The sequence below is a fragment of the Chryseobacterium panacisoli genome (assembly GCF_008274625.1).
In the GTDB taxonomy this organism is placed as follows: domain Bacteria; phylum Bacteroidota; class Bacteroidia; order Flavobacteriales; family Weeksellaceae; genus Chryseobacterium; species Chryseobacterium panacisoli.
This window is the reverse complement of the sequence record NZ_VTRU01000001.1, coordinates 24946-37810: the sequence shown is the minus strand read 5'-3', so window position 1 is coordinate 37810 and position 12865 is coordinate 24946. Positions and strand designations below refer to the sequence as shown.

At 35.6% G+C, this 12865-nt stretch carries 15 protein-coding genes; 9 read left to right on the top strand and 6 right to left on the bottom strand.

Annotated elements, in window-relative coordinates; translation table 11 throughout:
- Nucleotides 1-8: 8 nt before the first annotated feature.
- The gene (locus FW781_RS00160) at nucleotides 9-314 is read right to left on the bottom strand and encodes a DUF4134 domain-containing protein (protein ID WP_077416170.1); all 306 of its coding nucleotides are present in this window, start codon (nucleotides 312-314) and stop codon (nucleotides 9-11) included.
- Between the two features lie 187 nt (nucleotides 315-501).
- Here FW781_RS00160 and FW781_RS00155 point away from each other — a divergent pair, with 187 nt between their 5' ends.
- Nucleotides 502-1476 carry a PDDEXK nuclease domain-containing protein gene (locus FW781_RS00155; RefSeq protein ID WP_149385570.1) on the top strand — a complete coding sequence of 325 codons (975 nt, stop codon included), beginning with the start codon at nucleotides 502-504 and terminating at the stop codon, nucleotides 1474-1476.
- Between the two features lie 33 nt (nucleotides 1477-1509).
- Here FW781_RS00155 and FW781_RS00150 read toward each other — a convergent pair whose 3' ends face one another.
- From FW781_RS00150 to FW781_RS00140, 3 genes are read right to left on the bottom strand one after another with little or no spacing between them, the layout of a single operon-like run.
- A complete protein-coding gene (locus tag FW781_RS00150; RefSeq protein ID WP_149385569.1) occupies nucleotides 1510-2115 on the bottom strand; it encodes a hypothetical protein in 606 nt (201 codons plus the stop codon).
- A 9-nt stretch (nucleotides 2116-2124) separates the two neighbouring features.
- Nucleotides 2125-2517, bottom strand: a complete 393-nt coding sequence (locus FW781_RS00145; RefSeq protein WP_149385568.1) for a DUF3408 domain-containing protein — start codon at nucleotides 2515-2517, stop codon at nucleotides 2125-2127.
- Between the two features lie 3 nt (nucleotides 2518-2520).
- Complete coding sequence (locus tag FW781_RS00140) at nucleotides 2521-3288, bottom strand: ParA family protein (RefSeq protein WP_149385567.1); 768 nt, start codon at nucleotides 3286-3288, stop codon at nucleotides 2521-2523.
- A 180-nt stretch (nucleotides 3289-3468) separates the two neighbouring features.
- On the opposite strand from FW781_RS00140, the gene FW781_RS00135 reads away from it, so the two are divergent.
- From FW781_RS00135 to mobC, 4 genes are all read left to right on the top strand, one after another.
- Nucleotides 3469-3693, top strand: a complete 225-nt coding sequence (locus FW781_RS00135; RefSeq protein ID WP_149385566.1) for a hypothetical protein — start codon at nucleotides 3469-3471, stop codon at nucleotides 3691-3693.
- A gap of 200 nt (nucleotides 3694-3893) precedes the next feature.
- Nucleotides 3894-4328 (top strand): conjugal transfer protein MobA, encoded by a 435-nt coding sequence (gene mobA, locus FW781_RS00130; RefSeq protein ID WP_077416162.1) that lies wholly within the window; start codon nucleotides 3894-3896, stop codon nucleotides 4326-4328.
- Nucleotides 4325-5578 carry a conjugal transfer protein MobB gene (mobB, locus tag FW781_RS00125; protein ID WP_149385565.1) on the top strand — a complete coding sequence of 418 codons (1254 nt, stop codon included), beginning with the start codon at nucleotides 4325-4327 and terminating at the stop codon, nucleotides 5576-5578. The genes mobA and mobB overlap by 4 nt, the downstream gene beginning before the upstream one ends.
- A gap of 124 nt (nucleotides 5579-5702) precedes the next feature.
- Nucleotides 5703-7703 (top strand): conjugal transfer protein MobC, encoded by a 2001-nt coding sequence (mobC, locus tag FW781_RS00120; protein ID WP_149387322.1) that lies wholly within the window; start codon nucleotides 5703-5705, stop codon nucleotides 7701-7703.
- A gap of 51 nt (nucleotides 7704-7754) precedes the next feature.
- Here mobC and FW781_RS00115 read toward each other — a convergent pair whose 3' ends face one another.
- On the bottom strand, nucleotides 7755-8600 hold the full coding sequence (locus FW781_RS00115; protein WP_149385564.1) for an RteC domain-containing protein: 846 nt from the start codon (nucleotides 8598-8600) through the stop codon (nucleotides 7755-7757).
- 46 nt (nucleotides 8601-8646) lie between these two features.
- Nucleotides 8647-10350, bottom strand: a complete 1704-nt coding sequence (locus FW781_RS00110; RefSeq protein ID WP_149385563.1) for a helix-turn-helix domain-containing protein — start codon at nucleotides 10348-10350, stop codon at nucleotides 8647-8649.
- A gap of 277 nt (nucleotides 10351-10627) precedes the next feature.
- Here FW781_RS00110 and FW781_RS00105 point away from each other — a divergent pair, with 277 nt between their 5' ends.
- From FW781_RS00105 to FW781_RS00095, 4 genes are read left to right on the top strand one after another with little or no spacing between them, the layout of a single operon-like run.
- On the top strand, nucleotides 10628-10864 hold the full coding sequence (locus tag FW781_RS00105) for a hypothetical protein (RefSeq protein ID WP_149385562.1): 237 nt from the start codon (nucleotides 10628-10630) through the stop codon (nucleotides 10862-10864).
- 12 nt (nucleotides 10865-10876) lie between these two features.
- Complete coding sequence (locus FW781_RS22235; protein WP_172625630.1) at nucleotides 10877-11044, top strand: hypothetical protein; 168 nt, start codon at nucleotides 10877-10879, stop codon at nucleotides 11042-11044.
- 18 nt (nucleotides 11045-11062) lie between these two features.
- A complete protein-coding gene (locus FW781_RS00100; protein WP_228720097.1) occupies nucleotides 11063-12583 on the top strand; it encodes a MauE/DoxX family redox-associated membrane protein in 1521 nt (506 codons plus the stop codon).
- Between the two features lie 12 nt (nucleotides 12584-12595).
- The gene (locus tag FW781_RS00095) at nucleotides 12596-12865 is read left to right on the top strand and encodes a DUF6520 family protein (protein WP_076597476.1); all 270 of its coding nucleotides are present in this window, start codon (nucleotides 12596-12598) and stop codon (nucleotides 12863-12865) included.

Sequence of the window (12865 nt, the reverse complement as noted above, 5' to 3'; positions counted from 1 at the left end):
GTCTTCATTTAAAGGAAGAATGAGCGAAGAATTGTCGCTGCAACAATGAGGAAGATACATGCTCCAAACCAGCTTGCAGCGGTTTTACTGGTGTCAGGATCACCACTGCTGAACTTGTTGTAAACCTTGACTCCTCCAATCAATCCTACTACTGCACCTATGGCGTAAATTAATTGGGTAGCCGGCTCAAAATAAGAGGTGACCATCTGTGTAGCTTCGTTAATTCCGGCTGAACCATTGCCTTGGCCGAATACCGAATTAATTGTTACCAATGTTAAAACAGCATACAGAATTTTTTTTCTTTGTTTTTTCATAATGAATAGATTTTTTGATTATGAAACCCGCACTTTACGGGCTTGATGACAAAGATGTCCGAGTCTAGGTACTCAGTAACAGGAATGGCAGTGGATGGACTCTTTTGGCTGTTAAAGAACCGTGCGCCAGTCAGAATTCCTGTATAAATAATTGTAAATTTGTAAGGAATTTCAAAAAAAAGAAATCATGGATAAAAGGTTCACAGATATTATTGAGCTCATCAAACAGTCTCGTAATAATGCGATAAGAAAAGTCAATGAGGAACTCATCGATCTATACTGGAATATTGGTGAGTATATCAGCAAAAAGGTAGAGCTGAGTGAATGGGGACAATCTGTGGTTAAAGAACTTTCTCAGTTTATCCAGACTCATGAACCTGAACTAAAAGGTTTTTCGGATAAGAATCTTTGGAGAATGAAGCAGTTTTATGAGACTTACAAGGAATTTCCAAGAATCTCAACACTGTTGAGAGAAATCAGCTGGTCTCATAATCTGTCCATATTCTCCAGATGTAAATCAATCGAGGAAAGGGAATTTTATATCAAGTTGACCAAACAGGAAAATTATAGCTTCCGGGAGTTAGAGAGACAGATATCCAGCAGCCTTTTTGAAAGAACGATGATTGGAAATTCAAAACTCTCAACAGTGTTGAGAGAAACTAACGATGATATAGCCAATACATTTAAAGACAGCTATGTATTTGACTTTTTAAATCTGCCTGAAACATTCAATGAAAACGATCTCCAAAAAGGTTTGATCGAGCAGATGAAAAATTTTATCCTGGAATTAGGACGGGATTTCCTTTTTATCAGCGAAGAGTACAAAGTGCAGGTAGGAAACTCTGATTTTTATATCGATCTTTTATTCTTCCACAGGGGGCTGCAATGCCTTGTCGCTTTTGAACTGAAAGCAGATAAATTCAAACCCGAACATCTGGGTCAGCTTAACTTTTATCTGGAAGCGCTGGACAGGGATGTTAAACGTCAGAACGAAAATCCAAGCATCGGCGTACTGCTTTGTAAAGACAAAGACAGCGAAGTAGTAGAATATGCGCTGAGTAGAAGTCTTTCTCCGACAATGGTTTCTGAATACAAAATGCAGCTTCCCGACAAAAAGGTTCTGCAGAAAAAACTGCACGAATTGTTTGATAACAGATCTTAGTTTAAACTTCTTAATAACAAAAGGGGAATTTGCCTAAACAAACTCCCCAATATCGAAACCTTCAAGACCATCTTTGTAACTGGAAGATATGCCTTCAACATTCTGACTTAACAAATTTGAAATACGCTTCGAAGCCTCCCCCAACGAATTCTCCAAAAGATCAAAAAGCTCCGTCCCATGAATTTTTTGAATTATAGCAACTGCTTGCTGTTCTAAATCAGGTTCCAGCATTTTCCGCTGTAACAGCTGACCCGCAGTACTCAATTCCTGAAAGGTAACCCCTGTAGCAAACCCGCTTTCGATATTAGAGTCCTGATACTTCCAATCTTCTTCCTCCTGCCCCCAATTATCCATGATTAGAATATCATCAAGATTTTTATTCTCGGTTACATCTTCAGCTTTCCCGTTCCTGGTTTCTGATTCAAAATTATCTTCTGCTAATGAAGTAAATTCAAGGTGGCTTTCAGTGGCTTCAACTGGCAAACCTTTTCTTTTTGTTTGCTTACTATCTCCCATTATAGATGGAGAATTTTTCTTAGTATTACCCCTATCTTTCGCACGGACATTGACTGGGAATCTTCTGTCGAGAAGAATTAGAATGATAGCGATTAATAAACCTATAATGATTATTTTTTCCATAAAATGATATTAAAAAATGGGACGGTATTTTTTATTGAAATCATCAGTAATTTCTTTTTCAAACATTTCGAAATGATATGCCAGTATATTATCCAGATAAGCATACAGAGAAATCTGGTCATCGGCAATGATTTGAATAATGCGTGAGAGGCGCTCGTGATATTCAGGACGGATATAGATACTTTTATCACCCCGCTTAGTCATGGTATGATGAGTAAGAAACTGCTCCATATAGCTTATATCTGAGGATTTCTTAGTATTCAACTTATTTTTTGTTACAACTCTCTGCTTTTGGGAATCTGCATTTTTAACAGGAACTTCTTTCTGGGAACTTCCTGCCATAATGGACATCAGATATTGTTCATCGATAACGTTATCTTCATTGTTATTGTCCTGTTCCATAATTTATAGTTTTACAATTCTTAAAAATTCTTCTACAAATTGATCCAGCCTGCATTGAGTCAGCAGCTTAAGATCCGCAGGCAGTAATGTTGATCTGAAAACCGTTTTTGATGTCGACTCTCCTTCTTTCCGAAATCTTTTACTGTCTGTAATACTTGTTTCCATAAGTGGCAGTCTTAAATCTGAAATCACTTTACTGTAGTTTTTGTAGAGCAACGTCCGTTCTCTTCCATCCACCTGATTCCAGAATAGATATACAGCCCGAATTCCCGTTTGAGTTTCTTTCATCAATACATTGGTCAGAACATGGGTGAAACTTAACGTACTTTCCAGCACAACACGATCCGCAGTAATGGGAGAAAAAATATAATGGACTTTCGTCAAAGTTTTTAAAATCCCGGCGGTATTCACAGTTCCCGGTAGATCTAAAAATATAACATCAGGAATTGTTTCAGATCCTTCAACATAAGCATCTATATCCTCTAAAACTTGGTCGGCTTTACTCTGGAAAATGGGATACGCTTTTTTATTAATACTCGTAAATTGTTTGTGAGCGATCTTTTTTAAAATCTCATTCTGCATCACCATTTTTAAATCCCGCTCTCTCATCTGGAGTAAACTGTACTGAGGAAAGTCACAGTCAAATACAGCGACCTGGTACCCCATCCGGTAATGAAGGAGACTTGCCATAAGTGTGGTAAATGTACTTTTTCCTACCCCTCCTTTTTGAGTGGAAAATGCAATAATTGTGGGTTGGTTCTTTGTTTTCATTTTGCTTAAATTGTTAAACATAATTTGATAGAATGATTGAAAAAAGGCTGTCAGCAATGCTCTCAGTAATACCGACCGGGATTCCTGATTTCTGTATTGACTTCTATCAACATTCACTGAATACCGCCCGTCCGTCCTGAAAAACGGATTTCCTGATCCCTGCCTCTCAAAAATGTTATCATGACGGCTGGAATTCCGGAAAGCTGGCATGCAGGGGTTCTGCTGTTCAAGATTTCTGTCAAATCTGCAGTTGGGAAGTCCCGCTTTCAATCTGATACAAATGAATACGATTTCTTCTTCGAAATATTCTTAATGGTAGTTTTTGGCGTAAAGTGTCAGTCTATGGCTTTGTCTAACATTCTGTTTTTCTATATCATACAAGCTTACTTTGTGTTGGAAGACTAAGGAGTTTTTTGGAGTTGGACTGTTTTTAATGCTTTAAAGCATTAAATATATATTCTTGCTGAAATTTCCTTTCACCCGAAAGGAGCAAGTTATGTTTTGAGTGCCTCATAACTTTTTTCGTGCCTCAAAACAACTTGCCCTGGCTGGGGCTTTAAAAATCACTCCGAAGTCATGATTTTACTAATATTAAATTAAATGCGATGGACCTAAATAAAAAAAGCAAAGGCGGGCGTAAGCCCAAGCTTAATCCAAGTAAAAACAGGCATGTATTTAGACTTACGGATGAGGAAAATATAAAGTTTTTAAATTTATATGAGGCTTCCGGAATGAGTAACAAAGCGAAATTTATTACAACAATTTTATTTCAGAAAGAATTAAAAATTGTAAAAGTGGATATTTCAACAATAGATTATCATACCCAATTGACCAAATTCTTCTACCAATTCCAGTCGATTGGAAACAATTATAATCAGATTGTAAAAATTTTATACCGAAACTTTTCTGAGAAAAAAGCGTCTTTCTATCTCTTTAAACTGGAAAATCATACCAGAGAACTAGCTTTAATTTGTAAGCAGATTATAGAACTCACCAATGAATTTGAACAAAACCATATTCAAAAAAATTATGAAAAATGATCGCTAAAATTGGAAAAGGTGAAAACCTATGGGGTGCTCTTATCTACAATCAACAGAAGGTGGACAACGAAAAAGGAACGGTTTTATTCACTAATAAGATTCCTGATTTGTGGGATCGACCTTATTCGGTTAATTTTTTTCATCAGTACTTTGAACCCTACTTGATTGCCAATAACAAAACTGAAAAACCGGTAAGACATATCTCACTTAATCCTGATCCTGAAGATAAGGTTAATGACAAAGATTATCGGGAAATGGCTCAGCAATATATGCAGGAAATGGGTTATGGAAATCAACCGTATGTTGTTTTTAAACATACTGATATTGACAGGACTCACATTCATATCGTTACCACCTGCGTCCAGATCGATGGAAAGAAAATATCAGATCGATATGATCACCCCCAATCAATGGAAGTCTGCAGGAAATTGGAAAAACAATACAACCTGAAGGTTGCTGGTGAGAATGGAAGTTTAAATCAAAACTCTATTTTTAAACCTGTAGATTATACTAAGGGGAATATCAAAACACAATTATCATCAGTAATAAGACACATGCCTCAAACCTACAGCTTTCAAAGTATAGGTGCATATAACGCTTTACTCTCTCAATTCAATATCACCGTTGAAGAAATTAACGGAGAACTGCATGGTAAAATGAGAAAAGGAATGGTCTATTTTGCTACAGATAAAAATGGAAAAAAAATAAGTTCCCCTTTTAAATCATCCCTTTTTGGCAAACAGGCAGGGTTGGAAAATATTCAGGTCCTCATTGAGAAGTCAAAAGTGAAAATGAAAAATGATGCTTCAAAACTCATACTTAAAAGAACTATAGAAACCGCCCTCAGCACAAGTAAATCGGAAGCTTCTTTTAAGATTCAACTTTTGGAACAGGGAATCGCTACAGTCATACGAAAGAATGATGATGGAAGAATATACGGAATTACATTCATAGACCATAACTCCAAATCTGTTTGGAATGGTTCACAGTTGAGTAAAGAGCTTTCAGCCAACGCATTCAACAAACTATGGAATGAGATAGAAACAAAGCCTGAAACCAATTCATATAATAGTTCTAACAATCATATATCGCTTGAAAAATCTTCAGAACATTTCTTCAACAATAACAGCTACGAAGTATTTGACGGATTTTTTAGCGGTTTATTATCTTCGGATAACCAGCGGGATCAGGAGGAACAAATTTTTGAATCACAAATGAAAAAGCGACAAAGAAAAAGAAGAAAAAAATAACCTCGTTTTGATAAACTATCTTTATAATTATACTCTCAGAACCATAGTCAGCCAATATATGCCTGCAACGGCGCATTTATAATTGAGAATACCTGATCCTGTATTTATGCTTCTAAAATGTGATATGCAGGGTGAAGACGATTTAAGAGGACTTGCCAAAATCATGGCATTTATGAGAGCGGTCAGTATTATTATGGTACTAATGCATTTGTATTGGTTTTGTTATGGATTTTTTGCACAGCAACAATGGACACTGGAACTCATCAATAAGATACTTTATAATTTTAACAAAACAGCAGGGTTATTTTCTCATACCATCTACTCTAAACTCTTCGCAATTGTTTTGTTGGGTTTGAGTTGTCTTGGTAACAAAGGCGTAAAAAATGAAAAGATCACTTGGAAAAAAATTAGTATTGCTTTTTCTATTGGTTTTGTATTATTCTTTTTAAACTCAATTATTTTACAACTGAGTACCAGCTTTACAGCTCTACTTTATATTCTATCTACCGGCTCCGGATACATCTTCTTGATGCAGGCAGGAGTCTGGATAAGCCGTTTACTCAAAACAAACTTAATGACCGATGTTTTTAACAATGAGAATGAAAGTTTTCAACAGGAAACCCAATTACTCTATAATGAATATTCTGTTAACCTTCCTACACAGTTCTATTATCAGGGGAAGTGGCATCAGGGATGGATTAATGTGGTTAATCCTTTTCGTGCCACCATTGTTTTAGGAACTCCAGGCTCAGGAAAATCCTATGCTGTTGTCAACAACTATATAAGACAACATATCGAAAAAGGATTTTCCATGTATATCTATGATTTTAAATTCGATGATTTGTCTACTATTGCATACAACCATCTTCTCAATCATTCTGATGCTTATACCGTAAAGCCGAAATTCTATATCATCAACTTTGACGACCCCGAAAAAAGCCATCGATGTAATCCTTTAAACCCCGATTTTATGACGGATATATCGGATGCATACGAAGCTGCCTACACCATTATGTTAAACCTGAACAGAAGCTGGATACAAAAACAGGGCGATTTCTTTGTTGAGAGTCCTATCATACTGCTAGCTGCCATCATATGGTTTCTTAAGATATACAAGAACGGCAAATACTGCACTTTTCCACACGCTATTGAACTGTTGAACAAAAAATATGAAGAGGTCTTTACGATATTAACCTCTTATTCTGAATTAGAAAACTACCTATCTCCTTTTATGGATGCATGGCAAGGCGGTGCACAGGATCAGTTGCAGGGGCAAATCGCTTCCGCAAAGATTCCTTTGTCAAGAATGATCTCACCACAATTATACTGGGTAATGACCGGAGACGATTTTTCTTTGGATATCAATAACCCCAATGAGCCTAAAATTCTGTGTGTTGGAAATAATCCTGATCGTCAGAATATTTATTCTGCTGCTCTTGGGCTGTACAATTCGAGAATTGTTAAACTAATCAATAAAAAAGGACAGTTGAAGAGTTCAGTGATTATTGATGAATTGCCTACCATTTATTTCAGAGGACTGGATAATTTAATTGCTACCGCCAGAAGTAATAAAGTTTCCGTATGTCTCGGATTCCAGGATTTTTCTCAGTTGACAAGAGATTATGGAGATAAGGAAAGTAAAGTCATTCAGAATACGGTCGGCAATATTTTCAGCGGTCAGGTGGTTGGGGAAACAGCCAAAACCTTATCTGACCGTTTTGGAAAAATACTGCAGAAAAGACAGAGTATATCCATCAACAGGAATGATACTTCCACCTCTATTTCTACTCAATTGGACAGTCTTATTCCTGCTTCGAAGATCTCTACCCTGACCCAGGGATTTTTTGTGGGTGCTGTATCTGATAACTTTGATGAAAGGATTCAGCAGAAGATTTTTCATTCCGAGATCGTCGTAGACAATGCTAAGCTTTCTGAAGAAACGAAAAGCTTTCAGCAGATACCGCCGATCCGATCCTTTATTGATGAAGACGGGAATGATTCTATGACCAGGCAGATTCAGGATAATTACAGAGAAATTAAGTCAGATATTCTAAATATCATCACAGATGAAATGGATCGAATAAAAAATGATCCTGATTTGCAACATTTATTGAAATCGGATTAAAGAATGAAACCTCAAATACCATACGAATTGAGGTTTCTATTTATATGTATGTTACTCAGCATCACTGTTCATAAAATATTGATTCAAATTGTCACTCACCAATTGAAGGAATTTGGTTGGCCCCTGTTTTCGGTTACGGATTTCAAAGATGGTTTTATGAAAGTTACCTAAATCACAATCCAATGACTTTTCTGTAAATTTTATGACTTCGCTTAACTCTATATTACCGCCGTTAAAACAACGCATCTGGTAGAGCGCATAGATAAGCTCTATAAGTCCGACCTTTGATCCCGACCAGCTCAAAGGAGAAAATACTTTTGTGGTAAAGTTATCATTTGAATTTTCGATTTGCATCTTTAAATACTGATCGAATTGCTCATTGGAAATAAATCTGGCGATCATATGATCGTGGGAAGTTGTAAAACTTGGATCATAATTATAAAATCCGGATGATAACTTCATTTTTAGGTCGTAGGAATTGCGAACAAATATTTTATGATCAAGATAGGTCGCTTCCCGTTTATAATAACTGTAAAATTCAGAATGCTCTACATAAAAGCTTTTTAACTTCTCCTGCTCTGCCTCATAATATTTTTTCAATGCCTTATTTCCGGCAGCCGGTTTATGAGATTCAATATCCAGTACTGCAGAATAATAAATAAATTTTGCAATAAACTGCGGTTTCAGTTTTTTAAAAAATAATACTTCTTCAGCAATATGATCAAAATGGTGGTTGGAAACTAGAAGTTTTAATTTCCTTATCGACTCATCAATAATAAGTAATGCCTTTTCTGAAATTTTGATCAGATTATTTCCGTCAGCATTGACTTCGTTAATCTTTAGGTCCAGATCCTCCAATAACTTTGAAGTTCTTTTAAAAATAGTTTTTGTTACCATGTCCTTTTTTAAGGAATTTACAAAAATTACCTAAAGCATGACTTAATCAACTAATACCCAGCTCCTTTTTCCGATTCTTTATATAATCGGTAGGTCTGATCCCATTGATATCAAAGAACAGATTTGAAAAGTTCTGGCGTGCCGCTATACCGCATTCGTCAGCCAGAGCCTCGATGGTATAATTTAAATATTTACTGTTGGTATTAAGTAGGTTAGTGATATAATTAATTCTCAGTTCAGCCATGTATTTATTAAAATTCATCCCTTTTTGTTCATTGATGTAAACCGAAAGATAGTGGGAATTGGTTCCCAGCTTTAAAGCAATACTTTTCTGCGTAATTCCTTTCTTTTTGAAATGTTGCTCCTGCTCAAACTTCTGAAGTTTTTCTTTTATTTCTAAGGCTATTTCCGGGGTAAGAGAAGTCTTTCTTACAGGCAGTTGTATCATTTCTTCTCTTAAAATATCATTCATATTATATTTTCCTTCAGCAATTCTCTTTTGGAGAAGCTGATATTGTTTTTTTATCTTTTGATCTCTTCGATACCGGACAACAAAAAAACCAAGAACTACACTTCCTGAAACAATCAGTATCTGAGCCAATACTATTTTTTTACTACTGGATCTCTCGATTTCTTCTTTTGCATCCATCAGTGTACGCCGGTCAAAATCTTTATGAAGTTTCAAAGATAAATAGGGAAAATCTTTACTAATTAAACTGTCAGATTTTAAAAGCTGATTGGTATAATAAAGCTGTTTTTTGACATCCTTATCTTTATAATGATCGATAAGATAGTGATAACTCTTATAGACCTCTGGAAGTATAAAATCATGTCTATTGAAAATAGAGTCTATTTTGTTATAACATCCTACAGCCCTATTTATACTATCCTGCGCTTCATACGTTTTACCCAAATAATAATATACTACAGAAGCCCAGGCGAAATCGTTTCTCTTTAGAATATTGGGTAAAGATTTTTGTAAGTGATCCTGAGCACCAACATAATCTTTATGATGAAATCTGGAAATTCCGATGCATTTTAGGAAATAGCTTTTTTCAAGTACAAAATCACTATTATTGGCAGTTAGCCGATAACCTAAATTGCTTAAACTATCACTCTTGGCAAAATGATGCAGATATCTGTTAAGTACAGTCAATTGATGTAAGCAGTTGAGATACGCCTTCTCATAGTTAAACTGTTCATTTTCATGATGGTTTTCATTCAGCTTTGACCTATAAAATGAAATACATTCAAGAAAATGCTTCATGGCATCATCATAATAGCCCAAATGACTTTTTACAATTCCTAAATGATAAAGGACTTTATACCTATGGTACTCATCTTTTGAGCCTTTTGAATGCGTATAGGCTTTAATGTATTCATTTAAAGCCAGCTTAATTTTTTTTTGATAAAAATAATAGATGATTCCCTTGCTTAAATATTCTTTACTGATGTCATCTTGGCTTCCATGCTGCAAACTGACAGTAAGTGCGCTGTCAGCATACTTCATCTTGTTTTTATAATCAAACTGTCTTGCATCTCTATACCCTTGAATCAGCTTTGAAAAATTATTTTCGTTTTTTGCTTTCTCAATGTACAGTTTTACATAAGGCATTGCATGAATGTCATCTATTGCCATTTTTTCATAAGGCTTTCTAATTTCACTGAAAGTTTTTTCTTCTTTCTTTTGTGAAAATAAAAATTGTGAAAAAACAGGAAATAAGATGAGAAAGCAATAAAACTTTTTCATAGACTGATATTTAGAACCTCACCATCTCAAAAATAAACATTTATGTTTTAAATAAATCAAATTTCAATGAATTAAATAATAGAAACATAAAAATCCTGTAAAACATGCAAATACAGCCACTTAAACTCTGATGTTCTTATGTATTAATTTTAAAATTGAGACGTAACAATTTTAAAATAGAGCCATATAACAGTTTTTTTTAGCTCATAAGCCGGATAATTTTGACATCAGAATTCTAATATAATCCGGCCGGGATAACCCAATTAAAATTATCAAAATGAAAAAGTTTATCCCATTTTTTAGCATAATCATCGCAGCAGTTTGTCTACAAAACTGCACCCATCGAGATGAAGATATGATTTCAGATAGTGAATATATTGAAAAATCAGAGCCCACAATAAATGGTTTAGTAATGAAACAGGATTCTGCTAAATCCATAGAAATCATTGAAGATCCTGGAACAAAAGATCCTCCTGTCAGAGACGGTGATAATTGGCGGCTTACTCAGGATTAAAAACAAAAAAATATGATTCCCCATATCTCCATATCAGTTGTTACAGGCTTACCATGTCCAAAGAGTGGCATCTGGGAAAGTATGGGGAATTTCAAAACAACTGTGACCCTCTTTAAGGGTGAACCGATGCCTGAATATTGCGGATGGAAGATTAAATGGAGACTGGTTCAAATCTGTTAAACATAATAACAACAAAGCATGAAAAATTTTTCCAACATATTCCCTACTATTGTAAGTTACTTTTTTATTGTATTATTTGTGTACGCGAGTGTAAGTAAACTTTTTGAATTTGAAAGATTTCAGATTCAATTAGCACAATCACCACTTCTCAGCGCTTATGCAGGTTTTGTTTCTTACAGCGTCATTATAATAGAATGGATTGCTTTCATCTTATTGTTGGTTCCCATCTGCAGACGATCTGGCTTATACCTCTCACTTTTTTTAATGTCAGCATTTACAGCCTATATTTTCATCATTCTCAACTATAGTGACTTTGTTCCCTGTTCCTGTGGAGGAATTCTCGAAAAACTGGGCTGGACTGAACATTTAGTTTTTAATGCAATATGTGTATTACTTATAATTATTGCCTTATTCTTAATAGAAAAGAATATTCCTGTCCGGAAATCAAAAACTGCTATAACGGTATCAACATCAATCGTACTGAGCATTATTTTGATAATAGGTATGTTTCTTTCCTCGGAGCATGTCATTAAAAAAGAAAATAATTTTACAAGGCGGTTTATCAAGCACCCTGTCATCCGACATCAATCAGTACATTTGGACAATGGTTTCTATTATTTTGCTGGGTTTGATGATCATAACATTTATCTGTCTAACCAGAAATATCCGCAGCAGCTCCTCACAATCGACTCGTCAATGCATCGAACAGCGGTTACCTCTGCCCGAATAGAAACAGATCATCCTTATAAAAATATCAGGCAAATAGTATCGGACAATCATTTCTATATTTATGACGGGTCGGTACCTATCTTATTTAAAGGTAAACTTGGGACCGAATCTACTACAAGAATAAGTTACAAAGACGCGTATTTTAATGATCTCAAGGTCATTGACTCTTCCCGTTTTGCCATTAGGACACAGATACGTCCAAGCAATCATCTGGTTCTGGGACTACTTGATATTGACAGTCCTGAGAAATTACAATTAAAAACAACTGTTTTAAAGAAACAGACCGATGGTCTGTTCGACGTCGACGGAAGCATGGCCTACGAATCGCATACGAAAAAACTGTTATATACCTATACTTACAGAAATCAGACAATTGTCATGAACAGCAGTATGCAGGTGCAACAGTTTGTAAAAACCATTGATACCGTAAAAACTGTCCAGATTAAAACTACGAAGCTTTCTGACGGCACTTACAAGATGAAAGCACCGGCACTAAAGGTCAATATCAGATCCGTGGTGTACAAAAATTTACTTTTCGTCCAATCCAGCCTGATGGGCAGACACGAATCGAGAAAAGCCTGGAAAAAATCAGATGTATTGGATGTCTACGACATTGATTCCCAAAGTTATGTAGGCAGCGTCTATATTTTCAAGAAAGATGATCATACACTCAATGATATCATTGTAACCGAAAAATATCTGTATACCATCCATAATAATGAACTCACCCAATATAAAATGACAAAAGCATTATCTCAATATATTAAATCGGGGAAGCCGAAAACCGATCAACAGAGTAGGCAGCACTAAATATTTCATTTTATGAAAAAAATCCTTTTCCCTGCTTTACTAGTGGTACTAGGAACAGGAACAGCATTTGCCACTAAGATGGCAAATCAGACAAACAAAGCTATTGTACCGGGATACGTAATGGTTCCGGATGGTAATGGAAATTTCACTTGTGAGCAAGCAGGTAAAAACTGTAGTGACATTCCGACAGGACCGATCTGTGAACTGTCAGACGGCACCCAGCTGAAAGAACAGGTCTCGGAAACCTTCTGCGATAATGTTCTCAGAGAAATTCCACAGTAA

What these genes read in the sequence shown, in the direction of transcription:
- FW781_RS00160 (WP_077416170.1), bottom strand. Translation starts at nt 314, where the DNA reads ATGAAAAAACAAAGAAAAAAAATTCTGTATGCTGTTTTAACATTGGTA.
- FW781_RS00145 (WP_149385568.1), bottom strand. Translation starts at nt 2,517, where the DNA reads ATGGAACAGGACAATAACAATGAAGATAACGTTATCGATGAACAATAT.
- FW781_RS00135 (WP_149385566.1), top strand. Translation starts at nt 3,469, where the DNA reads ATGACGGCTGGAATTCCGGAAAGCTGGCATGCAGGGGTTCTGCTGTTC.
- FW781_RS22235 (WP_172625630.1), top strand. Translation starts at nt 10,877, where the DNA reads ATGATTCCCCATATCTCCATATCAGTTGTTACAGGCTTACCATGTCCA.
- FW781_RS00110 (WP_149385563.1), bottom strand. Translation starts at nt 10,350, where the DNA reads ATGAAAAAGTTTTATTGCTTTCTCATCTTATTTCCTGTTTTTTCACAA.
- FW781_RS00105 (WP_149385562.1), top strand. Translation starts at nt 10,628, where the DNA reads ATGAAAAAGTTTATCCCATTTTTTAGCATAATCATCGCAGCAGTTTGT.
- FW781_RS00155 (WP_149385570.1), top strand. Translation starts at nt 502, where the DNA reads ATGGATAAAAGGTTCACAGATATTATTGAGCTCATCAAACAGTCTCGT.
- mobB (WP_149385565.1), top strand. Translation starts at nt 4,325, where the DNA reads ATGATCGCTAAAATTGGAAAAGGTGAAAACCTATGGGGTGCTCTTATC.
- mobC (WP_149387322.1), top strand. Translation starts at nt 5,703, where the DNA reads ATGCAGGGTGAAGACGATTTAAGAGGACTTGCCAAAATCATGGCATTT.
- mobA (WP_077416162.1), top strand. Translation starts at nt 3,894, where the DNA reads ATGGACCTAAATAAAAAAAGCAAAGGCGGGCGTAAGCCCAAGCTTAAT.
- FW781_RS00140 (WP_149385567.1), bottom strand. Translation starts at nt 3,288, where the DNA reads ATGAAAACAAAGAACCAACCCACAATTATTGCATTTTCCACTCAAAAA.
- FW781_RS00100 (WP_228720097.1), top strand. Translation starts at nt 11,063, where the DNA reads ATGAAAAATTTTTCCAACATATTCCCTACTATTGTAAGTTACTTTTTT.
- FW781_RS00095 (WP_076597476.1), top strand. Translation starts at nt 12,596, where the DNA reads ATGAAAAAAATCCTTTTCCCTGCTTTACTAGTGGTACTAGGAACAGGA.
- FW781_RS00150 (WP_149385569.1), bottom strand. Translation starts at nt 2,115, where the DNA reads ATGGAAAAAATAATCATTATAGGTTTATTAATCGCTATCATTCTAATT.
- FW781_RS00115 (WP_149385564.1), bottom strand. Translation starts at nt 8,600, where the DNA reads ATGGTAACAAAAACTATTTTTAAAAGAACTTCAAAGTTATTGGAGGAT.